This window comes from Candidatus Methanocrinis alkalitolerans (assembly GCF_029167205.1).
Classification (GTDB): Archaea; Halobacteriota; Methanosarcinia; order Methanotrichales; family Methanotrichaceae; genus Methanocrinis; species Methanocrinis alkalitolerans.
The window spans coordinates 22,390-44,618 of sequence record NZ_JARFPL010000021.1; the positions used below are offsets into that span (position 1 = coordinate 22,390).

Sequence of the window (22,229 nt, forward strand, 5' to 3'; positions counted from 1 at the left end):
ATATGTACCAGATTGTGGAGAAGGAGGCGCTCGTCCCCAACATAATCTACATGAAGATAAGGGCCCCCAAGGTGGCGAAGGCCGCCCGCCCCGGCCAGTTTGTGATAATAAGGGTTGATGAGACCGGCGAGAGGGTCCCCATGGGCCTATCGGGCTGGGACGCTGGAGAGGGGACCGTCGATATCGTCTTCTTCGTCCTGGGGACGAGCACCATGAAGCTTGCGGCCCTCAAGGTCGGCGACTCCGTCATGAACCTCGCCGGCCCCTTAGGCGCCCCCACCGAGATCGAGAACTTCGGGACCGTCATCTGCGCCTGCGGCTGTTTTGGGATCGGCCCCACCCTCCCCCTGATAAAGGCCCTCAAAGAGGCGGGAAACCGGGTGATAACGGTGGTGGAGGGGCGAAGCCCGGAGTTCATCTTCTGGAAAGAGAGGCTACAGGAGGAGAGCGACGAGCTTCACGTCCTCGCCGGGAACGAAAGCTGCGGCCGGCCGGGCTGGACCGACGACTTCATAAGAAAGAGGCTGGAAAGCGGCGAGAGGATCGACAGGATCTTCGTCCACGGCTGCCCATTCATGATGATGGAGGCGGCCAAGGCGAGCAAGCCGGCCGGCGTCAAGACGATCGTAAGCCTCACCCCCCTGATGGTGGACGGTACCGGGATGTGCGGCGCCTGCAGGGTGGAGGTGGGGGGCGAGACGAAGTTCGGCTGTGTCGACGGCCCGGACTTCGACGGCCACCAGGTCAACTGGGATACCCTGGCCCTACGCCTGCGCCAGTTCATCCCCGAGGAGGACCGGTCTTCTGCGCTCTGGGAGCGGGATAACTGGCACAAACTGGTGGATATGTCGCCGCAGGCGTTGAACCCCACCCTGGGGAGGGGCGAGGGGAAGGATAAGAAGAAGGCGGCATGTACGAGCTAGGCTATATCGAGATCCTATTTTGAAACTCTCGCAGACGGTCAGATCTCCTCATTATCTGGCCATCTCCATCATCATGGTTTCATCTGACCATCTCCATCATCGAGGCGAACTTATGGGGGGAAGAGGCAGCCGACTCCACGTCGGCGATGATCCCCCGGCTCTCGGCGTAATCGAGGTAACGCCATGCAGCTTCTTCGAGGCGGTCGAGGGCCTCTTCGGGGGTGGCTCCAAAGCTGCAGATCCCCAGCTCGGGGCATTTCGATATGTAGGACCTCTCACCTTCCCAGACGACGGCGGTCAGGTTAAGTTTCAAGTCTATATTCCTCCTGTCAGACTTCGCCAATTATTTGTTATGATTCTCGCCTTCATATATCCCCTTATCTATCTGATGTAAATATCGGGCTACCCCGGAGCATTGAAGGGGGAAAAGCATATATTTGCCCCATGAGGCAGCCTCTTTCCTTCGAGGGGATTTCGCGACGTCAAAGGTGCATTCTGCGTCAGAAGGCTCAAAAAAAAGTGATGCTGGGGGGAGGATCTATCCACCATCCCAAAATATCTGTTATCGCTCTTCCAGATGAGACTGATGGATGGGGGCTAACCCATCTTGATCCAGCCTCGCATCTTCATCGCCTCGACGACCCGGCTGACGGCGACGACATAGGCTGCCTGGCGCATATTTATGTTGTAGGCCCTAGAGGTGTCGAGGACGGTGTGATAAGCCCGGGTCATCCTGTCGTCCAGCCGCTTGTAGACGTCTTCGACATCCCAGCAGTACCGATCGATGTTCTGGACCATCTCGAAGTAGGAGACGGTGACTCCGCCGGCGTTGCAGAGAAAGTCGGGGATGATGTGAACGCCATTTTTAAAGAGGATCTCGTCCGCCTCGGGGGTGGTGGGGCCGTTGGCGAGCTCAGCTATGATCTTCGCCTTGACGTTGGGAGCGTTCTCTTTGGTGATGACGTTCTCGAGAGCCGCGGTGATGAGGATGTCCACATCCAGCTCCAGGAGGTCCTCGTTTGATATCTTTTGGGTCCCCTCCCTGGGAGAGTTGACGACGGTGCAAGTATCTTTCTTGACGCTGCAGGCGAGGTCGAGGTCGAGGCCGTCCTCGTTGTATATGCCGCCCTTGGAGTCGCTGATCGCCAGCACCTTGGAGCCAAAGAGGTCTCTTACCAGGAATCCTGCATTGCATCCGGCATTTCCATAGCCCTGAATGGCGACGGTCGCCTTGGTGAGGTCTATTCCGAGCTCTTTTGCCGCCTCCCGGATGGTGTACATCCCGCCCCGGGCGGTGGCGTCGTCCCGGCCGCAGGAGCCGCCTATGCAGACGGGCTTGCCGGTGATGCAACCGAACTCGTTCCTCCCTGTGATCTTGGAGTACTCGTCCATCATCCAGGCCATGATCTGGGGAGTCGTATAGACGTCGGGGGCGGGGACGTCCTTGTCGGGGCCCATGAACTGCCATATCTGGTCGACGTACCCTCTGCTCAGCCGTTCCAGCTCATTTTCGGAGAGCTCTTTGGGGTTGCAGATCACTCCCCCCTTACCGCCACCGAGGGGGAGGTCCAGGAGGGAGCACTTCCAGGTCATCCACGCGGCCAGAGCCCTTACGGTGTCAATCGTCTCGTCGGGGTGAAACCTGATGCCGCCCTTCGTCGGACCTTTGGCGTCGTTGTACTGCACTCGAAACCCCTGGAAGACCTTCGTCCTCCCATCGTCCATCCGAACGGGGATGGATACGTGCAGCTCCCGCATGGGGCTACGGAGTACCTCCCGAACATCGTCTGTCAAATTCAATATTTTTGCACAGTCTTCCAGCTGCTCTTGAGCTATCGCAAATGGGTTGAGTTCTGCCATCCCTAAATCTCCCTTTTCTGGCTTTCCGCCACAGACTCCATAACCATGAGTTAGGAGGAAGCCCATGTCAGCATCCCATAGTTAAATCTTATGAGTAACATTTATTTATGATAAAATTGGCCTTCTCCTCCGATTACTGATATTTAATCATTTCCCAAGAAGGGCTGTTGAAGATCGGAATAGAAGCTCTTAAGAACTGTTTTATATTTCATATGATGTATCCGTCTGATAAGTATGAGCGTCATCTCCAATGGTTGAGTTGGGCATCATGATCGAACAAAAAATTCCGTATCTTTGCCGGACCTCAATAAGATCCGAATATCATCTAACAGGCTCTCCGCATCAACCCCCTAATAAGTAGTATTTTTTAAATGTCATCTCGATGGTTGATTCAAAAAGCGCTCTCAGCACCAAGCTGCGGGCCGTTCATCATCAAAAAGCACTCATACTTCTTCGTCCTTGAGTAATAGTACCATATAGCCCCTTCGTCCTTCAGTAATAGTACCATATGGACCTGTAATCCTCCGGGTCCTCCCCCCTCTCCCTCAGCCTCTCGAGGTAGCCGCTTATGCTGACGTCGTCGTAGATGTATGGCTTCACCTGGACAATGTTCTTCTCCCAGGGGAGGAAACGGTACGTCCTCCTTCCGTCGGGCTGGATCGCTATGATCTCGTGGTTCTGCCAGGCCCGGAGGTGGTCTTTTCCCAGGAAGGGGACGTTGAAGACCGGCTCGTCGGTCCTGAAGATCCCCGGCAGGAGCCGGGCCTCCTCCTTCTGCTCCTGGAGGATCCGAGCGATGGGGACGGCGTACTCCTCCATCTCACTCTTCCCCTTCATGTTGAAGGAGTAGTAGGGGTCGACCCCGATCTTCTTCATGACGATCCGGAGGGCCGCCGTCTCAAACCGCCTGCTGTTGGCGAAGGTGAAGACCTGCTGGTTGTAGACGTCCATCCCCAGGACCCTGATCCTCCTGATCGCCTCCAGGGTCTCTGCCGTCACCTCCCGGGGGTGCATGAAGTGGGTTACGACGGATAGGCTCCTTCTGCCCAGGTCGTGGTAAGAGCCGAAGATCTCGCAGAGCTCTTCTGTGATCCTCTGGGGGACGGTGATGGGGGTTCTGGTGGCTATCCTGATGCTGACGATGTGGTCCATCTCGGCGAGGCGGCCGAGGATCTCGTCGATGCGGCCGTCGCCCAAAACCAGGGGATCGCCGCCGGTGACTAGGACGTCCATCATCTGGTCGTGGTCGTCGTACCAGTCGAGGGCGGCTTCGATCTTCTCCATGGAAGCCATCGCCGAGGGCATGAAGGGGGCGGTGATCTCCCAGTTCCTTTGGCAGTAGACGCAGATCTGGGGGCAGGAGTCGTAGGGCTTGATGATGGCGACACGGGGATAGCGGCGGGTGACGAGGTCGGCGGGGGATGTATCGTACTCCCTCATGAAGTCGAAGGCCCACTTCCGGTCGATTCTATGGGCGATCATCTTCTGGACGTACTTCAGGGGAGGGAAGACCTGCTGCCTGAGGGCAAAGTCGAGGTCGCCGGGGTTTTTATCCATCAGGGAGAGGTAGTGGGGGGTGACGCCGAAGGGGATCCCGTTCTCCAGGGCGAGGGGGATCGACTCCTCGTGCTCGGGGCTGAGGTTTATGATCTCTTTTATGATAGCAAGACCGTCGGCGTCCTTGAAGACGTTGCGGAACTGCCACCTCCAGTCGGACCAGTCGTCCTCGTCCCCGTCCAGGACTGCCAGGATCCTCGCCCTGTTCTCAGCCCGCGCCTCGGCGAGGTCGGGGTCGAGGCCGCTTCGATACCGTGCGAGGCGCAAGTCCATCCGCCGCCCCATCTCGTCCAAGTAGAGAGACCGCCTCTCTGCCGCCTCGCGACCCTCGTACCTATCGAAGTCGGGGACCTCCATCCCCTCCATCAGCATCGAGGGGTAGACCTCGGCCTGGACCTTCACCGCCTTGAAGAGGTGGAAGAACTCGTCGACGAAGCCATCGGCGACCTCGGAGTCTCCGGATACCGCCGCCTGCCAGAGATACTCCAGTGACGAGGTCTTCGCCGCCCTCTCGTTTCGGGGGGAGAAGAGGTTCTTGAGCCCCTCGACCGCCTCTTTGAAGAGGACGTAGTCCCAGGGGTCGATCTCCACCGCCTCCCGCTGCCGGGTCCAGTCGAGGGACTGGAGGTAGCCGACGACGACATCCCGGGCCGCCTCAAGGCTCTCGCTCTCTTTGAGGAGGAGGTATATCTCCGGGGCGACCTCCCAGCACTTCTGCCATCTATCCGACATATCTGAAGCTTAGATCTCTATCCGATGGTATTTAAAAATCACTTCTAAGGCCGGTCCCCTCCGATCTCTCATATGCCACCCCGGCCCATGGACCTCGATATCCTCCCCATCCGGGATCCGGGCTTTCATCGGGTTATATTTAACAGCAGCATTGAGCCATCTTTTTGTGATGAAATCAATAATAGTATATCTAAATACCTTCTAAATTTGATATTTATGGCATGAATAAATAAAAAGTTTAAATTCAGTCATATTTTCCATATTGTAAAACAAAAAGATTCATAAATAAGAAGATGAACTATAGATTTTGTAAGACGCAATCCGGTATAAGGAACGGAGGAGTTTATAATGAGATATTCGCGGATATTGGGGCTGGCGGTGGGGCTCTTCGTCCTGTTTCTTGCTGGCTCGGCCGCCGCTGATGACGGCGGCTCGGTCCCCGTATACACCATGGCCGACACCACAGGAGACTGGGGGTTCCCCTCTCCTTACGCCCATTACGCCAGAGGGCCGGGGTACTCCCGGATGAGCTTCCTCTTCGATACCCTCGTCTGGAAGGATGAGGCCGGGTACGTCCCCGCCCTCGCCGAGAGGTGGGAGCTCGTCGGAGACGACGAATACATCTTCTCCTTGAGGGAGGGGGTCACCTGGCATGACGGCGAGCCCTTCACCGCCGATGACGTCGTCTTCACCGTGGATTATACCAAAGATCACCCCTACATGTGGGTCGACTCGTCGATCATCGATGATGCCGAGGCGATCGACGACCTGACGGTCAAGATGACCCTCTCGGCTCCCTTCGCCCCCTTCCTCGACCAGGTGGCGGGAACCCTGCCGATCCTCCCTGAGCACATCTGGGCCGGGGTCTCCGATCCCGTCAACCGCAGGGAGCAGGACGCCCTCGTCGGGACCGGCCCCTACACCCTGAGGGTCGAGGACTACGACAAGGTCCAGGGGACGTACAAATACGTCGCCTATGAAGACTACTACCTCGGCGAGCCGAGGGTAAAGGAGCTTCGGTTCGTCAAGATCTCCGCTCCCAACGCCGCGGCGGAGCTCCTCCAGGGGAGGGTGAACACCGCCGGGGTCGAGCCGGAGATGATCGGCCAGCTGGAGAAAAGCTTCGTGATCGTTGAGGTCCCGTCCCACTGGTGGAACTACAAGCTGATGATAAACCACAGAAAAGAGCCCCTCTCGGATAAGAGGTTGCGGCAGGCTCTTGCCAGCGCCATCGACCGGGAGAAGCTGGTGGATATAGCGGCCCGGGGCCGCGGCCTTGCGGGAAGCCCGGGGTTCATACCCTCTGACAACGACTGGTACAACCCCGAGATCGACGGCTTCTACCCCCACGACCCCGCGAAGGCGAAGGAGCTTCTAGCAGATATGGGCTATGCAGGCCAGCCGATCCAGCTCCTCATCAAGGGCGGCGACACCTCCGCCGAGAGGATCGGCGAATTGATCGAGGCGGACCTCGCGGCCGCCGGGATAAACGTCGACCTGCGGATGATGGACTCAAAGACCGTCGACTCCAAGGTCGCCGACTGGGACTTCGACCTCGCGGTCAGCGGCCACGGCGGGGTCATCGGCGACCCCCACTTCCTGGCGAGAAACACCATCGAGATGGAGAGCTTCAACAGCGCGCGGTACGACGCCAACCCCGAGCTCGTAGCCCTCCTGGAGGGGCAGGTTACACAGATGAATGAGGACGCCCGCCGGGACCTCATCGACCGGGCCCAGCTCCTCTACGCCGAGGACGTCCCGGCCCTGACCCTCTACTACACCGAGGCCTTCGTCGCCCACGACGGCCAGGTGGAGCTCTACTACACCCGCAACGGTATGGCCCTGGGGATACCCATCGCCGCCAACAAGCTATCCTTCGTCGGGGCCTAAAATCGGCTCTCTGGACGGGTGCGGAAGGCGGAGGCCGCCGATAGGCGCCCCCTCACCGGCCCGCACCGCCCTTATTTTATCGGAGATCTCGATCATCTCCACACCTCCGGAATCTTTAAGTCGGAGGCGAGCCCTTTGCCTTTGGGGAGGTTGAAGCTTTGATATCGACGAGTAGAGTCGCATTTTGGATATTGCTGGGAGCAGTCTTCCTGGCCGCCTTCAGCGCGGAAGGCGTCCGGGCCGAGGACGCACCTGGTCTGGATTATCTCCCAAACCCCTTCGCCGCCGATAGGCCGGAGTGGGACCCCTTCGGCCCCGGCTATGAGTCTACCAGCGCCGCAGGGAGGGCCGAATGGGACCCCCTCTCGCCCGGAAGATCCGACGTCGGCCACCTCATCTCCGCGAACCCCTTCGCCCCGAATCACAACCTCATATACGGGGACGAGGTCCTGAGCCATAACCAGCTCTACCTCCAGTCTGGGGGGCTTCTGGTGACCAGCGGGGAGGTGAACCTGGCCACCCCTTATTCCCTCTGGCTGTACGTCGCCAACTGGGGGCCTCTGACCTTGAGCGATCGGGGGAGGAGGGTATTATCCCATGGGTTTGTGACCCCGGGTTGGTACAGGCTGGACCTCTACGCTGAGACTTTGGAGGCTCATTCTTATCAGTTCAACGCATCGGGCTGGTCCAACAGGGTGGATTTACGGGTCAGCTCCGGAGGGTATCCGACTACATACAGCCTGGTGGGGAGGGTCGTCGACCCCTATGGCAACGGCATTCCTAACGCCAGGGTCAGGATATCCGGGTCGGGTGGGGTCTATAGCACCACCACCAACGCCCGGGGCTACTACGGTATGAACCTCCCCTCGGGGACTTACGCGGTCACTGCAGAGCTCGGGGGGTTCAGCTTCACCCAGGCGACGGGGAGGGTATGGACCGGGACCGTATCGGCTGCTGGAACTGTGGTGGGATACCCCGTGGGCCAGCTCGCCCCTCCCGATATTTATTATGGGGGATATGGATGGCTGGAGGGGAGGGTCACCGACAGGATCGGCGCCGGGATACCGGGGGCGAGGGTGAGGATCGACGGCATCTTCTCCATCGCCACGGGAGATGACGGCGACTATCGGGTCTCCCTCAGCCCCGGATGGCACTCGGTGGCCGTGGACGCTGCAGGCTACAAGTTCACGTCGGCCTCGGTCCAGATACGTTCCGGCCAGGTGGCGAAGCTCGACTTCAGAGGGACGAAGGTCATCGTCCTGGGAAGGCACGGCTGAAGGATAGGAAAAAAAGAGCGGAAAGGAAAGTCGGGGCGGGGCGGGTCAGGCGTAGTTCCAGCGCCAGACCTTGAACCCGACGGCCAGAATCCCGAAGAAGAGCGCCAGCACGACCAGAGCCTGGAGGTATCCAATGATGGGTACGATGTCCATGTATATCACTCGGATGAGAGCCTACCTCATATATCATAAAGATTTTGGTTTTTCCCGCCGGAAGGTCCTTATTTTGGAGCATGAATAGTCGAGGGTCTCACCTTTGCTCAGCCCTATATCACCATCCTCATGCTTCACCCTCGTCCCGCTAAAGCCTCGTTGCGCAACACTCTCGTTAGCGCAGATCAGCAGAACCGAGGAGGCGGGTGCAAAGAGGCGCCTTGCGGGAACTTGGTGGATACCGATATCGTTATATCTCCAGATCAACAACAGAAAAGTCATGTCCTGGATTAAAGATAAGAAATACGACGAAAACGATCGGAAGAAGCTGGAGAAGGGTGGAGGGTTTGAGAAGTTCGTCACCATTATAAGCCACTGGTTCTACCGCGTCGTGTCCTGGTGAGTCTAACGCGTCGTGTTCTGGTGAGGGCCCATCTTCTGGAGAGGGCGGAGCTGATCCATCAGAGGCGGAAGGCCCGATAGACCGCCCAGCTCCTCCTTTTGAGGAGGTCCATGGCCCCTTTCCAGTCCTCTCCGAAGCTCAATATCGAGGATAAGGGGTCCCCCCGCTTCGCGATGGTCCCCGGCCTAGGGACGTCGGCGATCGACGCCGTCACGGTCCTGAGGTCCGCCCCTATTTTTATATCGGATTTTGCGAAGATGACCCCCCGCCCCCCGAATCCCCGAGGTTTAGGCCTATCAGGGAGCGATCCATCGAAAGATAGGATGTGGGCCTGGAATACGTTCATACCCGTGGAGATCTCCACGGCGTCGAGGCTCCCCTGAAACCGGGGGTTCACCTCCAGGACTACGGGACCGGATTCGGTGATGACGAAGTCGATGCCGTTGGAGCCGACGAGGCCGAGGCGGATGGCGATCTCCTCCCCGATATCCATCATATCCCCGACTGCGGAGGCGTCTATCGAGGGGTCCAGGGGAGAGACGTTGCCGCAGTAGCGAAACCCGCTTCCTCCGAGCCATTCGGTCCCTATAAGCTGCTCGTTGGCGGATATCGCCACCGCCCCCTCGCCGTCGGCGACGACGGAGACGCTGGCGGGGGTTCCTACCGCCATCTCCTGGACGATGAGGTCGCCCGCGACCTCGGCGAGCTCCTCTTCGGTGAAGACGAGCCTGTTCTCGACCCCCCCCGCCCCCTTCCGGGGTTTGACCATCAGGGGAAACCCTCGATGATCGCCCTCCTCTCCGAGAGGGTGGGTCGGGACCCCAGGAAACCCCTCTCTTTCGAGCCAGCGTCCCAGCCAGAGCTTGTCGGATACGAGGGAGATCTTCTCTGGCGGGTTGTTCAGGACCTCGACCCCCCCGACCTTCATCTCCTCGATCCCCGGCCCCAAAACGAGCCGGTCGATGAGATCCCCCTCGACGACCTCCCGGATAATAAGTTCCGCCGATCGTCCTAGATCTCCGGGGATCGAGGGGTCGGCTCCCAGGAGAATAGATCGGAAAGCCGACTCCGACAGGTCGAGGTCGTTGTAGCAGTCGGCGGCGAAGACCCGGTGGCCCGCCCTGGACGCGGAGGCGGCTATATGCCGGACGTTCTGGCCGACGACGAGGACCCTCAAGGGTCGATCAGCCCTCCGCCTCATCTTCCTTCCTTCTTTCGATGACGGTCTTGTAACGCGGGCTTGGGACGACCTCGATCCTACCGCCAAAATCCATCTCAAGCTCTCTGCCCAAAAAGAGCCTGTCCAGGAAGACCGCCAGGGCCGCCACCTCTGAGTGGGGCTGGTTTCCGACCCCCACGTTCCAGTCCGCCATCTCGTAGATCTCGGGGGGGACCTTCTCAGCCCCTACCACCACCATCAACGGATCGGATCGACGGATCTCCTCCATCGACTCCGATAGGGGAGTTCCGTACATGGTGAGGTGGACGATCCTCCCTCCCGCCTCCTTCCAGCTCCTGGCCTCGGCCTTCCAGCTGGAGACGGACCTCACCTGAAAGTCGCCGCCCCACCTAAGAGCGACGTCCTCGAGCCCCTCCACCAGCCGCTCGTCCCTTCCGGCCAGGATCATCTCCTGGGAGCCGAAGGCTCTCGCCACCAGCCCCACATGGGTGGTGATCCTCTTGTCCCGCTCCGGCCGATGGCCGAGGCGCAAGACCACAACTCGCATGGCCGGAAGAGATCGGAGATGCTATTTATTCCCTTACCTTCCAAAACCGATAAATCCCTTGGCAGCTCTCTACAGAGAGATGAACCTGTGCGAGAAATGTGGTGGCGAGGGGTATCTGACGGTGGGAGAGAAGGACTGTCCCAACTGCAAGGGGACGGGGAAGATAGAGTCCGTCAGCCTCGGCGAGGCCTCCGCGAGCGAGATCGACGACCTGGTGAGCAAGGGGTCGACGAGATGTCCCGTCTGCAAGGGGGAGGGAAAGATCCCCGTCACCGAGATCTGCCAGAAGTGCGCAGGCCTCGGCCGAGATTACCTCTGCGCCGTCTGCGGCGCCAAGCTCGCCACCAGAAGCGAGCTATGTCCCAGCTGCTCCAAAAAGCCCGTCGTACACGTTCTGGATAAGGCCTGCGACACCGGCGATTTGGCCATCGGAGATGTCTACGGGGGAAAGGTCTCGGGGCTCGCCAACTTCGGGGCCTTCGTCGACCTGAACGACCACGTCCGGGGGCTCGCCCACAACAAGTTTCTGAAAAGGACGCCGGAGGTCGGCGAGGAGATATACGTCCGGGTGAGGAACGTCGCCCCCAACGGCAACATAGAGCTGGAGCCGGTGGAGGTGGGCGAGCACCACACCCTGGAGGTGAAGAAGGACCTCCCCGCCACCAGGGTCGAGAAGCTCGAAAAGAGCGTCGGAAAGCTCGTATCCATCGAGGGGGAGGTGATCCAGGTGAAGCAGACCGGAGGCCCCACCATCTTCACCATCGCCGACGAGAGCGGCATCGTCTTCTGCGCCGCCTTCGAGCGGGCTGGGGTCCGGGCATGGACCGAGATCGACACCGAGATGATAGTGAGGGCCATCGGCGACGTCTCCGTCAGGAACGGCCAGATCCAGATCGAGATCCGGTCGATGAAGCAGCTCTGGGGCGGGGAGGCCTCCGCCGTCAAGGATAGGATCGAGAAGGCGATCGACGAGAGGGCCGAGCCCGCCGACCTCCCCCTCCTGGTGGAGAGCGATATAATAACGAGGCTGCAACCGAAGATGAGGGAGGTGGCAAAGGAGATCAGAAGGGCGGTCCTGAAGTCGAAGCCGATAGTGGTGAGGCACCACGCCGACGCCGACGGAATGAGCGCCGCTGTGGCCATCGAGACGGCAATCCTCCCCCTCATCAGGGACGTAGGCGGTTCCGACGCCGAGTACCACAACTACAGGCGTGCGCCTTCGAAGGCCCCCTTCTACGAGCTTGAGGACGTCACAAAAGACCTCACTTACGCCCTGGAGGACCAGTCCCGCCACGACCAGAAGATGCCCCTCATAGTCCTGATGGACAACGGCTCCACCGAGGAGGACGTCCCGGCGATGAAGCAGGCGCGGATCTACGGGATGGAGATGCTCGTCGTCGACCACCACCACCCCGACGAGGCGGTCGACGAGTACCTCATCACCCACGTCAACCCCGCCCACCAGGGTGGGGACTTTGGGATCACCACGGGGATGATAGCGACCGAGATCGCGAGGATGATCAACCCCGATGTTGAGGAGAAGATCAAGCACTTTCCCGCCGTCTCGGCCGTAGGCGATCGGAGCGAGGCTCCCGAGGCGGAAAGGTACATACGCCTCGTGGAGGACCGCTTCTCCATCGAGGACCTGAGAAAGATCGCCCTCGCCCTCGATTACGAGGCGTTCTGGCTCCGGTTCAACGATGGGAGGGGGCTCGTCAACGACATCCTCTGTCTCGGGAGGCTCGACAGGCACCGAAATATCGTCCAGCTCCTCTGCGAACAGGCGAAGGAGGCGATCGAGGAGCAGCTCCGGGCCTCCTTCGCCCACGTCAAGACCCAGACCCTCCCCAACGGCGCCATCATGAACGTCCTGGACGTTGAGAACTACGCCCACAAGTTCACCTTCCCCCCGCCGGGGAAGACCTCTGGCGAGGTCCACGATCGGCTCTGCAAGAAGTACGACGGAAAGCCGGTAGTGACGATAGGCTACGGCCCCGACTTCGCCGTACTGAGGAGCCGGGGGGTGAGGATGAACATACCGAAGATGGTCCGGGAGCTCCGGGAGGAGATCAAGGCGGGGGGCGTCAACGGCGGCGGCCACCTCGTCGTCGGGTCGATCAAGTTCGTCGGCGGGATGAGAAAGGAGGTTCTCGCAAAGCTCGTCGAGAAGATCGCCGCATGCGCCGTCGACCCCGTCCCCTCCAGCGGCTCGAAGGCCGAAGAGAAGGTAACGGCCTGATCATGAGGCGCATCCATAACCCCGAAATGCGCGGCGGCCCGGGCCCATCCCTCCTCTTTGGCCCGGAAAGGCCGTCCGCCCGGGATAGGAGGAGGAAACGCCAAAGCCCGAATTTGGCGACACTTCGGAGCCCTTCGATCCTTTGGCATCTTGCTATCCTCCGGAGCCTTCCGACCCCTCGGCTCTCCCCCCCCGCAATTTTTATCTCGCCCCTCGATCCAGAGATGGCCGGTGAACCGGTTTGAGCGAATTAAAAGAGATCATCATCACGGAGGATGAATATCGGCAGCATCTGAAGCAGAGGCTGAGGCTTACCGACCCCTGCATGGCGGAGGAGGTGGAGCGGGTCGGTTTCCCCTTCCTCTTCGCCTCGGGCAGCGAGCTTCTTCGCTCTTACATCCTCAACGAGACGAATTTTCTGTCGAGCCTCCCTGACAGGCTGAGGGTCCCGGACCGGGGGTACGCATGGTATATGTTCTCTCAGTCGGTGAGGGAGATTCACATCGACGGCAACAAAATTGTGGTGAAGTACGAGCCGAGGGACGACTACAAGCTCCCCTTCAAACGGTTCTACCTCTGATCCGAAGAGCCCCACCTCCCCGTAGCCTTCCCCCTCAGGGCGAGCTTCCCCATCTCTTTTGCCACCTCGTCGGCCAGCACCGCGGGCTTCGCGTCTTCCAGGGGCGTCCCCGGTAGGGGGGTGAAGTGGTGGGCCCGGATCCTGCCGCCTCCCCCCACGACCTCTCGGGCGAGGGCCAGGGTCATCCTCTGGTCCTCCGGCGTCTCCCCGGGAAGGCCGACGATCAGGTCGAGGTTCGGGACGATCCCCCGGTCGAGGCAGAGGTCGCAGGCCCTTCTTATCGCCTCGACGTCGTGGCCTCTTCCTATCATCTTCAAAATCCGGTCGCTTCCCGACTGGCCGCCGATGCTCAGGTATCGGTTTTTGCAGTACCTCGCCACCAGGTCCAGGGCCTCATCGGAGACGAAGTCTGGCCTCACCTCAGAGGGGAAGGTCCCGAAGTAGATCGGCTTGTTCAGTTCGGATAACGACTTCAGGAGCCGCTCCACCTTATCGATCCGCGGATGGACGCCGTCGGAGCCGTAGGCCAGGGCGTTCGGCGATGTGAACCTCAGGTCAGAGTAGCACCGGGCGTACTCCAGAATCTTCGATATCGAACGGTGGCGCATCCTCCTTCCGAAGAGCCGCGGCGTCTGGCAGTATGCGCACCCCCAGGGGCAGCCGCGGCTGATCTCCAGGGGGGAGAAGATCGGCGGCTGGAAGGGGGGGTATCTGTCGAGATCAACATATTCTCGCGCTGGCGTGATCCTGACGATTCCATCTCGGCTGTAAGCGATCCCCCGGACCGTCTCGGGGTCGCCGCCGCTCCTGATGACCTCGATCAGCTCCGGAAGGGTCTCCTCCCCCTCTCCGATGACGACGTAGTCGAAAGAGCGGAGCGCCTCCTCCGGCCGGGCTGAGGGGTGGGGGCCGCCGGCTACATAGACCGCCTTGACCTTTGAGCCGGCGATCTCTCGATAGACCTCCTCCGCCTGGGCCGTGGCGAAGCTGTAGAGCATGACCCCGTCCCGAGGGCTGTCGGCAAGGCCCGCTCCCTCGACGAGGGGGAGGAGGGCGGCGATGCTGTAACCGTTCTTCTTGTTCCAGCGAAACCAGATTCCTGCGGGACTCGCGTCGAGGGCTATCTTCTTCATGACCATTCTCCTCACCTCGATCTTCCCCGCCTCGATCTCCCTCACCTCGCTTCAAAAGAGGCTGCCTCATCCTCCCCGCCATCGCCGACGAAGAGCGGCACGAAGTCGAACCTGTTGACGTCCACGAGCCCTTTATCCGTCAGCTTCAGCTCCGGTATCACCGGAAGGCAGAGGAAGGAGAGGGTCATGAAGGGGTCTTCCAGGGCCGACCCCAGGTCTTTTGCCGCCTCCGTCACCGCTTCGATCTCCTCTGCCACCTCCTCCATCGATCGGTCCGAGAGGAGGCCGGCTATAGGCAGCGGCAGGGATGCGACGACCATCCCGCCGTCGACGACGACGAGGCCGCCGTTCATCTCCTTCACAGCTGAGACCGACCGGCGAATCTCAGCCGAGCTGGTCCCGACGGTGGCGATGTTGTGGGAGTCGTGGGCGATGGAGGTGGCGATCGCCCCCCGAGCGAGGCCGAAGCCGCTGACGAGGCCCAGGCCTACGTTCCCCGTCCCCCGGTGCCTCTCGACGACGGCGATCTTCAGAAGGTCGCGATCGAGGTCGGCGACGACTCTGCCCCCCTCGACCTTCGGCCTGGCCAGGAGAGACCTCGTGATGATCTGGTCCGGGATCACCCCGATCACCCTCGCCAGGTCGCCCTCGGCCTTTATATCAAAAGATCCAGGACCCAGCCCCGCGACCTTCATCGATGACGATCGGGGCGCCGGCGCCCTCGACAGGGGCACGATCATCCGGCCATTCTCGGCGACGACCGCCCCCTCCTTCAGGACCTTCTGGACGTTCAGCTCGTCCAGGTCGTCGAGGACGACGACGTCCGCCCTGCGCCCCGGCGATATCGCACCAAGGTCTGAGAGGCCGAAGTACTCGGCGGCGTTGAGGCATGCGATCTGAATCGCGACGACGGGGTCGAGGCCTGCCCCTCCCGCCCGCTTCACCATGGAGTCGATATGTCCTTCCCGGATTATATCGGAGGGGTGGCGGTCGTCGGAGACGAATAAGAACCGGCTGGAGTTGGCCTCCGTCACCAGGGGGAGGAGATCGTCGAGGTTCTTCGCGGCCGTCCCTTCCCGGATCATGATCCTCATCCCGAGCCGCAGCTTCTCTTTCGCCTCCTCGATGGTGGTGGACTCGTGGTCCGACTCGATCCCGGCGGCGACGTAGGCGGCGAGGTCCCTTCCAGAGAGGAGGGGGCAGTGGCCGTCGACCCGGGGATGATGACCGTCCCTGCGCCTCATCCCGGCGAGGCTGATCTTCGCCAGGACCGCGGGGTCCCGGAAGATCACCCCCGGATAGTTCATCACCTCTCCGATCCCTAAAACCCCCTCCTCGCCGATCAGCTCCGATAAGGCCCCGGCGTCGAGGCTGGCGCCGGAGGTTTCAAGGTGGGTCGCCGGGACGCAGGAGGGGAGCATGATATAGACCGATAGGGGCGACGATCTCCCAGAGTCGATGATGTACCTGATCCCCTCGGTGCCGAGGACGTTCGCGATCTCGTGGGGGTCGGCGACGATGGCGGTGGTGCCCCTCGGCACCACCGCCCTCGCGTACTCGGGGACGGTCACCATCGCCGACTCGATGTGGACGTGACCGTCGATGAACCCCGGCGCCAGAACCCTCCCCGATAGGTCGATCGTTTCGCGGGCGCTGGAGCAGTCGAACCCCACCACCGTCCCGCGAAAGATAGCCACGTCGGCCCGATGGACTTCGCCGGAGAGGGTGTTCACCAGATCCGCTCCCTCTAAGAGGAGGTCGACCTCCACCTCGCCGCGGGCGGCGGCTATCAGCTCTTCTATCTTCATGGAAGCTCACCGGTCCAACAATACTCCAACCGGGGAGATGGTCGAGATCGGTCTTATCCTTTTCCGCCGACATTCCTTCGGAGAAGGGCTCTGGGCAGGTTGTGACCTGAATAACGAAAGAGATGCGTCGGACCACTCATGCAAGAGCGGATCGATAAATTCCTAAACCCGAAGAGGCGATTAGATCCTCCCTGAAGAGACCTTGGACGAAGGAGTTCAAGAAGTCAGAGAACCCTTCCGGAGACGGATATAAAATGAAGAGAAGATACGCCTTAACCCTGGCCTCGTCGGTCCTCCTGGCCAGCCTATTTGTCGCCACCTCGATCGATGAAACGATCCCGCAGATCTTCCCGTCGTCGATCTCCCCGTCGCCGGGAGAGGCGCTCCAGATCAACTTCAGCACCTGGCACCTCCACGACAGCCCCGAGGTCCAGACCGTCTGGATCCCGGTCCTCCAGGCCCTGGAGGAGAAGAGCGGCGGCAGGATCTCCTGGACCTTATTCGATGGCGGGGCCCTGGGATCGGGGCCCGAACATTACGACCTCGTAGCCGATGGCCGTTCCGATATGGGGTACGCCACCCTCACCTGGACCCCCGGAAGGTTTCCTATATCCGACGTCCTCTCCCTCCCGGCCTCCATCGAGGATAAGGAGACGGCGACGGATATAGGAAGAGCCGTCTACGAACGCGCCCTCCGGGGGGAGTTTGCCGATGTTCTGGTGCTGGAGGTGAACCCCTGCGTCAACTCCCACCTCTGGACCAAAGAGCCCGTCGTGACCCTGGAGGATGCAGGCGGCCTGCGGATAAGGAGCCCAGGGGGCCTCCAGACGAGGTGCATCGAGGCGATCGGGGCGGTCCCGGTCTTTATGCCCCTCGACTCCGTCCGAAAGGCGATGGAGGAGGGGACGATAGACGGCGTCGTCACCTGCCCCTCGATGGTCCGATCCTTCGGCCTCGCGGGGGTCGCCGACCACTGCACCCTCATCTCCTTCGGCTGCGTCGGTGAGGGGCTCTTCATGAACCTCGAAGCCTGGGAGACGGCTCCCGCAGACCTCCGGAGGATCATCGAGGAGGTCTGCGCCAACCCCTACCGGACGACGGGTGCCATGACGGGCGAAACATATCAGGAGATCGTAGCCGACCTAGACCAGAGCGGAGTCGTCTTCACAACCCCCTCCCCCGAGGAGATGGTGAGGTGGCACGCCGCCTTTCAGAACGTGACGAGAGGGTGGGTCGCAGAGCTGGAGGCAGAGGGCCTTCCGGCGAGGCAGACCGTCGAGATCTTCCGCGAGGAGTGCGAGGAGAACGGCGTCTCCTTCGTCGCCTTCCCTCCGGAGTGGAGGTAGAGCGCGAGGTCCAGTCCCATCCATCGACCTGTACCCCCGTCAGTGGAACTTGACGGATACCTTCCCGAGACCGTCGAAGGACGCCTCGATCAAGTCCCCCCTCTCCACCGGGGTCATGGGGGTCATCGACCCGGCGAGGACCACCTCGCCGGCCCGGATGCCGCCGTCGTCTTCGGCGACCTTGTTGGCGAGCCAGGCCAGGGACTCGGCGGGGTTTCCGAGGATCGCGGCCCCGGTGGACCTGGCCACCTCCGAGCCGTTCTTCTCCATCACCAACGAAACCCGCCGCAGGTCGAGGCCGTCTGGGAGAAGATCGTCTCCGAGGACGAAACGGGCGGCTACGCCGTTGTCGGCGACCACTTCCCGGATCCCGATCTCCCATCCCCTCGTCCGGGAGTCGTTGATCTCTATGGCTCCTGCCACCGACCCCACCGCCTCCAGGGCGCCGGCGGCGGTGACCCCGGGGCCTGAGAGATCTTCGCGGAGGGTGAAGGCGATCTCGCACTCGACCTTCGGATGGATCAGCTCCGAGAGGGATATCCCGCCGCCGTCGGGGACCCTCTGGCCGACGAAGAGGTGGCCGTATATCGGCTCGGCGATATTCATCGCCCTCTGTATCGCCTCGTTGGTCGCCCCCACCTTCTTTCCCGCCAAACGCTCCCCTCCTCTCAGCCTGGAGGCGACGATCGCCGTCTGAACCCGGTAGGCCTCTTCCACCGTCAGATGGGGGCAGGTGATGGATATCGGCTCCAGGCCGATCCTCTCGGCTTCCGCGGCGAGGTACCGCCTCGCCAGATCATCGATGAAGTTATCTTCTGTCATCCGAACAGCTCCAGCATAGCTTTGCCGAGGCCGCCAGTACCGCCATCGGACTTTTGCAGGCAGAATAGGTCGATCCTCCCGCCGATAGGCACCTCCTTCCGGTACGGCATCTCGATCTCGGGCGACTTATGTCATAATGTCTATACGACGAACAAGTAAAAACCTTTCCTCAAGATCGTACTCCTCCGGATGGATCGCAACGGGATCGCTCGCCATCGGATCGCTCTTTACATCTCTCCCCACATACTCCGCAGCTCGACCCCTCCCACATGATTCACTTAATATCTATTTTTAGTATTATATTTGCGTGATCTTTCGACCGTAAAGTCGCCAGAAGATACTTCTGCATAAATATAAGTAATGTTCGATCGTTATCTTTAATAACGTGATATAATGAAACATGCTATCACGCGAAATCAGGAGATTCGAAAACTTTCGAGATTTGGTGGAACCATGCTGGGCATAAATGATCCGTGGATCTGGGGCGTCTATCTCCTCTCCTTTCTGAGCGCTCTTCTCTGCGTGGGCTACGGCCTCGCCAACTGGAACAGAGGAGGAGAGAAGGAAGCCAACGAAATTCGTGAGGAAGTTTCCTGGGAGAAGGGGGAAGCTCAGATGGAGGAGAAGGAGCTGGGATTGTGATCGATATAGTTTATCTCAACATAATCATTCTGGTCTATATCCTGGCGATCGGGTACCTGGGATACAGGGGGTGGAAGGATACCTGCAACTCCGAGGATTACATGGTGGGCGGAAGGAAGATCCACCCCTACGTCATGGCCATGAGCTACGGAGCCACCTTCATCAGCACCTCCGCCATCGTCGGCTTCGGAGGCGTCGCAGGCCTCTTCGGAATGGGGCTTTTATGGCTCACATTCTTGAACATATTCGTCGGGATATTCATCGCCTTCGTCGTCTTCGGCAAGAGGACGAGGAAGATGGGCCACAACCTCTCTGCTATGACCTTTCCGGAGCTTCTATCTAGGAGGTTTGATAGCAGGTTCATCCAGTACTTCAGCGGCCTTGTGATCTTCCTTGGGATGCCGATGTACGCCTCCGTCGTCCTGATAGGGGCCGCCAGGTTCATCGAGACGACCCTGGCCATAGACTTCAACCTCGCCCTGATGTTCTTCTCCCTCATCATAGCCGCCTACGTCGTAATCGGGGGCCTCAAGGGCGTGATGTACACCGACGCCCTCCAGGCGACGATAATGTTCGCCGGGATGGCGTTCCTCCTGGTGATGACCTACAGCCACCTCGGAGGGATCGTTCAGGCCCACCAGGCTCTGACGAACCTCGCCGCCCTCGTCCCCGCAAACCTCGCCGCCATGGGCCACCAGGGATGGACGGTGATGCCTGCTGCCGGTTCTGCATGGTGGTGGACCCTCATCTCGACCCTCGTCCTCGGCGTCGGGATCGGGGTTCTGGCGATGCCCCAGCTCGTCGTCAGGTTCATGACGGTGAAGTCTGGCCGGGAGCTGAACAGGGCGGTCCTCATAGGCGGGGTCTTCATCCTGATGATGACGGGGGTCGCCTTCGTCGTGGGGGCGCTCTCCAACGTCTACTTCTTCGAGAGAGACGGCGTCATAGCGATAGCCGCAGCCTCCGGCAACTCCGACAGCATAATACCCGTCTACATCAACTCGGCGATGCCCGAGTGGTTCGTCTACATCTTCATGCTCACCCTCCTCGCGGCGGCGATGTCCACGTTGAGCTCCCAGTTCCACGCCCAGGGGACGGCCATAGGTAGAGACGTCTACGAGACCGTCGCCGGGATGAGGGGCGGCCGCTCGATCCTGATAACCAGGATCGGCATAATCATCGCGGTGGTGGTGGCCGTCATCCTGGGGTACGTCCTCCCCCCCAGCATCATCGCTCCGGGTACGGCGATCTTCTTCGGCCTATGCGCCGCCGCATTCCTCCCCATGTACTCGTGCGCCCTCTTCTGGAAACGGGCGACGAAGGCGGGGGCGATCGCGGGGCTCGTCACCGGCACCTTCGTCAGCCTCTTCATGCTCGTCTTCGTCCATCAGAAGGAGGCGGCAGCCCTCGGGATAGCGAGGATGGTCCTGGGCAGAGACGTCCTCATAACATCGATGCCCTGGCCCGTCGTCGACCCGATCGTGGTGGCCCTACCCCTCGCCTTCGTGGCGACGGTGGCGGTGAGCCTCGCGACGAAGCCTCCCGCGGCCGAGCACGTCGAGAAGTGCTTTGAGGGGATCGATTGATCCCCTCTCCAAAACCTATTTTATAGCCCTTATCGTCAGGGGATATCGGTAAGGAACGCCGTCGCTCGCCCTGACGGCCGCCGCAATGGCGAGCACCACATCCAGGATCAAGAGGCCGAAGATCAGGAAGAGGCCGAAGATCATGGCGATGGGCATGGCGATGGGGTTCCAGAACTCCATCATGCCGTAGCGGAAGGCCGGCCAGAAGAATGCGATAGACCCCGCCGAGAAGAAGATCAGCACGCCCGCCAGGACCCAGTAGAGGGTGATGGAGAGCTGGAAGTTGAGCGCCTCTCTCCCCTGATCGTCGATGAACTGGTGGTCGTTCCTCTTGACGAGCCAGACGACGAGGGGCCCCAGGACGTTGCCCAGGGGGACGCCCAGGAGCATCACGAGGGCGGATAGGTGGCAGAGGACAGCCCAGGTCCGGGCGTCCCGGTTCTCTTCGATCATGATCTATTCCTCCATCAGAAGAAGGCCGCTGGAGATACTAAGACCTTCCGGCAGTACCCTCTCGGCATCGTCACCTCTTGATGCAGAGGTAGGTTGCTATAAACCCCGCCCGATACTCTGCCCTCTCGATGGAGAAGCCCGCCGTCTCGATCATCCCCTCCAATATCCAGCCGATGGTGGAGTGCTCGTCTCTGATGTGGATCAGGATATCCCGGGGCGTCCCCTCGCCCCCGACCTCCGCCATCCGGGAGAGGTACCCGTCGAAGAAGCTCTCGGCCCCGGCGGGGTCGAAGGAGTAGACGATGTCTCTTATGAAGAGCCGTCCCCCCTCCTTCATCATCCCGGCGATCCTGATCAGGGCCACCTGCTTCCAGAAGTCGGGGAGGTGGTGGAGGGCGAACTGGGTTACGACGGCGTCGAGGGGCTCGCCCCGGTGCTGGTAGGTGAGAAAGCCGCCCTCAACAAACTCGATCCTCTCGACGTCTCCCTTTCGCCCCTCCTCGCGCAGCCTCTCTTCCGCCTTCTTCCGGGCATAGCCGAGCATCGGAAGGGAGACGTCGGCGGCGACGACCTTTCTGCACCTCTCGACGGCCGCGATGGGAAACTCCCCGGTGCCGCACCCCAGCTCCAGGACCGTCGCCTCAGGCGGGAGGTCCAGAAGGTCCAGGACCTCTCGAACCTCCTTTCCAACGTCCCTGATCTTCGCCATCCTCTGATCGTAGGCCCGGATCTCGGAGAGGTCTTCGTAGTCGGTCCCGATCTGTCGCTTCTCATCGTAAAGCCAGGCTGGGGTGTCTCTCATCTTCCTACTCCGCTTCGCCGTCGGATTTATCGATTACGATTGAGGAGATCAAAAAAGAATTTTGAGTTCTTTTCAGACCGGGAGGGTGATGGTTAGATCGCTAAAACGGTTTCATGGAAAAATGATAGTTGTAGCTATCGCTAACAACTATATCGGAAAATGGCGCAAGCGGCACTATCTAGAAATCGAGTGATATTCAGCTTTCGGGAACAAAATGCCGTTTTACTTTATCTCCATATCTCTAAAGTTTTCGCGAGAATTGGGTGAAATCTAAATTATCGCACAATATAGTTAAT

The 22,229-nt window shown here is 60.4% G+C and carries 19 protein-coding genes; 9 read left to right on the top strand and 10 right to left on the bottom strand.

From position 1 onward, the window contains the following. Window positions 1-2 precede the first annotated feature (2 nt). Window positions 3-923, top strand: a complete 921-nt coding sequence (locus P0O24_RS07795; RefSeq protein ID WP_316969184.1) for a sulfide/dihydroorotate dehydrogenase-like FAD/NAD-binding protein — start codon at window positions 3-5, stop codon at window positions 921-923. Between the two features lie 79 nt (window positions 924-1,002). Here P0O24_RS07795 and P0O24_RS07800 read toward each other — a convergent pair whose 3' ends face one another. The 3 genes from P0O24_RS07800 to P0O24_RS07810 all read right to left on the bottom strand — a co-directional run bounded on the left by P0O24_RS07800 (window position 1,003) and on the right by P0O24_RS07810 (window position 5,072). Next, the gene (locus tag P0O24_RS07800; RefSeq protein WP_316969185.1) at window positions 1,003-1,236 is read right to left on the bottom strand and encodes a type II toxin-antitoxin system HicB family antitoxin; all 234 of its coding nucleotides are present in this window, start codon (window positions 1,234-1,236) and stop codon (window positions 1,003-1,005) included. A gap of 284 nt (window positions 1,237-1,520) precedes the next feature. Then, a complete protein-coding gene (locus P0O24_RS07805) occupies window positions 1,521-2,783 on the bottom strand; it encodes a Glu/Leu/Phe/Val family dehydrogenase (protein ID WP_394356745.1) in 1,263 nt (420 codons plus the stop codon). A 492-nt stretch (window positions 2,784-3,275) separates the two neighbouring features. After that, on the bottom strand, window positions 3,276-5,072 hold the full coding sequence (locus P0O24_RS07810; protein WP_316969187.1) for a KamA family radical SAM protein: 1,797 nt from the start codon (window positions 5,070-5,072) through the stop codon (window positions 3,276-3,278). Between the two features lie 348 nt (window positions 5,073-5,420). Here P0O24_RS07810 and P0O24_RS07815 point away from each other — a divergent pair, with 348 nt between their 5' ends. The 3 genes from P0O24_RS07815 to P0O24_RS07825 all read left to right on the top strand — a co-directional run bounded on the left by P0O24_RS07815 (window position 5,421) and on the right by P0O24_RS07825 (window position 8,795). Beyond that, window positions 5,421-6,962 (top strand): ABC transporter substrate-binding protein, encoded by a 1,542-nt coding sequence (locus tag P0O24_RS07815; RefSeq protein ID WP_316969188.1) that lies wholly within the window; start codon window positions 5,421-5,423, stop codon window positions 6,960-6,962. Between the two features lie 191 nt (window positions 6,963-7,153). Continuing rightward, window positions 7,154-8,239 carry a carboxypeptidase regulatory-like domain-containing protein gene (locus P0O24_RS07820; protein ID WP_316969189.1) on the top strand — a complete coding sequence of 362 codons (1,086 nt, stop codon included), beginning with the start codon at window positions 7,154-7,156 and terminating at the stop codon, window positions 8,237-8,239. Window positions 8,240-8,672: 433 nt separating this feature from the next. Further along, complete coding sequence (locus P0O24_RS07825) at window positions 8,673-8,795, top strand: hypothetical protein (RefSeq protein WP_316969190.1); 123 nt, start codon at window positions 8,673-8,675, stop codon at window positions 8,793-8,795. Between the two features lie 58 nt (window positions 8,796-8,853). On the opposite strand, the gene P0O24_RS07830 is transcribed toward P0O24_RS07825, so the two are convergent. Both P0O24_RS07830 and P0O24_RS07835 read right to left on the bottom strand, forming a co-directional pair. Beyond that, entirely contained in the window at window positions 8,854-9,996 is a 1,143-nt protein-coding gene (locus P0O24_RS07830; protein ID WP_316969191.1) for an ATP-grasp domain-containing protein, read from the bottom strand. Then, window positions 9,980-10,522, bottom strand: coding sequence for a tRNA (cytidine(56)-2'-O)-methyltransferase (locus tag P0O24_RS07835; RefSeq protein WP_316969192.1), 543 nt, complete (start codon window positions 10,520-10,522; stop codon window positions 9,980-9,982). Before P0O24_RS07835 ends, P0O24_RS07830 begins: the two co-directional genes overlap by 17 nt. 79 nt (window positions 10,523-10,601) lie before the next feature. Between P0O24_RS07835 and P0O24_RS07840 the strand changes: the two genes are divergently transcribed. Together P0O24_RS07840 and P0O24_RS07845 are read left to right on the top strand one after the other, a co-directional pair. Then, a complete protein-coding gene (locus P0O24_RS07840) occupies window positions 10,602-12,761 on the top strand; it encodes a DHH family phosphoesterase (protein WP_316969193.1) in 2,160 nt (719 codons plus the stop codon). A 241-nt stretch (window positions 12,762-13,002) separates the two neighbouring features. Next, entirely contained in the window at window positions 13,003-13,341 is a 339-nt protein-coding gene (locus P0O24_RS07845; RefSeq protein WP_316969194.1) for a hypothetical protein, read from the top strand. Here the strand turns inward: P0O24_RS07845 and P0O24_RS07850 are convergent. Next, window positions 13,332-14,480, bottom strand: a complete 1,149-nt coding sequence (locus P0O24_RS07850; RefSeq protein WP_394356746.1) for a TIGR04013 family B12-binding domain/radical SAM domain-containing protein — start codon at window positions 14,478-14,480, stop codon at window positions 13,332-13,334. The genes P0O24_RS07845 and P0O24_RS07850 overlap by 10 nt on opposite strands. 35 nt (window positions 14,481-14,515) lie before the next feature. Next, window positions 14,516-16,282: an adenine deaminase gene (ade, locus tag P0O24_RS07855; protein WP_316969196.1), complete on the bottom strand. Its 1,767-nt coding sequence runs from the start codon at window positions 16,280-16,282 to the stop codon at window positions 14,516-14,518. A 254-nt stretch (window positions 16,283-16,536) separates the two neighbouring features. Between ade and P0O24_RS07860 the strand changes: the two genes are divergently transcribed. Continuing rightward, window positions 16,537-17,628: a TRAP transporter substrate-binding protein gene (locus tag P0O24_RS07860; RefSeq protein WP_316969197.1), complete on the top strand. Its 1,092-nt coding sequence runs from the start codon at window positions 16,537-16,539 to the stop codon at window positions 17,626-17,628. Between the two features lie 39 nt (window positions 17,629-17,667). Here the strand turns inward: P0O24_RS07860 and P0O24_RS07865 are convergent, their stop codons facing one another. Then, on the bottom strand, window positions 17,668-18,450 hold the full coding sequence (locus tag P0O24_RS07865; RefSeq protein WP_316969198.1) for a 2-keto-4-pentenoate hydratase: 783 nt from the start codon (window positions 18,448-18,450) through the stop codon (window positions 17,668-17,670). Between the two features lie 453 nt (window positions 18,451-18,903). On the opposite strand from P0O24_RS07865, the gene P0O24_RS07870 reads away from it, so the two are divergent. Then, on the top strand, window positions 18,904-19,092 hold the full coding sequence (locus P0O24_RS07870; RefSeq protein WP_316969199.1) for a symporter small accessory protein: 189 nt from the start codon (window positions 18,904-18,906) through the stop codon (window positions 19,090-19,092). Then, the gene (locus tag P0O24_RS07875) at window positions 19,092-20,678 is read left to right on the top strand and encodes a sodium:solute symporter family protein (RefSeq protein ID WP_394356747.1); all 1,587 of its coding nucleotides are present in this window, start codon (window positions 19,092-19,094) and stop codon (window positions 20,676-20,678) included. The genes P0O24_RS07870 and P0O24_RS07875 overlap by 1 nt, the downstream gene beginning before the upstream one ends. Before the next feature lie 15 nt (window positions 20,679-20,693). Here P0O24_RS07875 and P0O24_RS07880 read toward each other — a convergent pair whose 3' ends face one another. Together P0O24_RS07880 and P0O24_RS07885 are read right to left on the bottom strand one after the other, a co-directional pair. Further along, on the bottom strand, window positions 20,694-21,131 hold the full coding sequence (locus tag P0O24_RS07880) for a DUF4870 domain-containing protein (protein ID WP_316969201.1): 438 nt from the start codon (window positions 21,129-21,131) through the stop codon (window positions 20,694-20,696). 70 nt (window positions 21,132-21,201) lie between these two features. Next, window positions 21,202-21,933: a class I SAM-dependent methyltransferase gene (locus P0O24_RS07885; protein ID WP_316969202.1), complete on the bottom strand. Its 732-nt coding sequence runs from the start codon at window positions 21,931-21,933 to the stop codon at window positions 21,202-21,204. Window positions 21,934-22,229 lie beyond the last annotated feature (296 nt).

Coding starts and splice junctions, on each gene's coding strand:
- P0O24_RS07795 (WP_316969184.1), top strand. CDS start 3: ATGTACCAGATTGTGGAGAAGGAGGCGCTCGTCCCCAACATAATCTAC.
- P0O24_RS07805 (WP_394356745.1), bottom strand. CDS start 2,783: ATGGCAGAACTCAACCCATTTGCGATAGCTCAAGAGCAGCTGGAAGAC.
- P0O24_RS07810 (WP_316969187.1), bottom strand. CDS start 5,072: ATGTCGGATAGATGGCAGAAGTGCTGGGAGGTCGCCCCGGAGATATAC.
- P0O24_RS07815 (WP_316969188.1), top strand. CDS start 5,421: ATGAGATATTCGCGGATATTGGGGCTGGCGGTGGGGCTCTTCGTCCTG.
- P0O24_RS07825 (WP_316969190.1), top strand. CDS start 8,673: ATGTCCTGGATTAAAGATAAGAAATACGACGAAAACGATCGGAAGAAG.
- P0O24_RS07830 (WP_316969191.1), bottom strand. CDS start 9,996: ATGAGGCGGAGGGCTGATCGACCCTTGAGGGTCCTCGTCGTCGGCCAG.
- P0O24_RS07835 (WP_316969192.1), bottom strand. CDS start 10,522: ATGCGAGTTGTGGTCTTGCGCCTCGGCCATCGGCCGGAGCGGGACAAG.
- P0O24_RS07840 (WP_316969193.1), top strand. CDS start 10,602: ATGAACCTGTGCGAGAAATGTGGTGGCGAGGGGTATCTGACGGTGGGA.
- P0O24_RS07850 (WP_394356746.1), bottom strand. CDS start 14,480: ATGGTCATGAAGAAGATAGCCCTCGACGCGAGTCCCGCAGGAATCTGG.
- ade (WP_316969196.1), bottom strand. CDS start 16,282: ATGAAGATAGAAGAGCTGATAGCCGCCGCCCGCGGCGAGGTGGAGGTC.
- P0O24_RS07860 (WP_316969197.1), top strand. CDS start 16,537: ATGAAGAGAAGATACGCCTTAACCCTGGCCTCGTCGGTCCTCCTGGCC.
- P0O24_RS07865 (WP_316969198.1), bottom strand. CDS start 18,450: ATGACAGAAGATAACTTCATCGATGATCTGGCGAGGCGGTACCTCGCC.
- P0O24_RS07870 (WP_316969199.1), top strand. CDS start 18,904: ATGCTGGGCATAAATGATCCGTGGATCTGGGGCGTCTATCTCCTCTCC.
- P0O24_RS07880 (WP_316969201.1), bottom strand. CDS start 21,131: ATGATCGAAGAGAACCGGGACGCCCGGACCTGGGCTGTCCTCTGCCAC.
- P0O24_RS07885 (WP_316969202.1), bottom strand. CDS start 21,933: ATGAGAGACACCCCAGCCTGGCTTTACGATGAGAAGCGACAGATCGGG.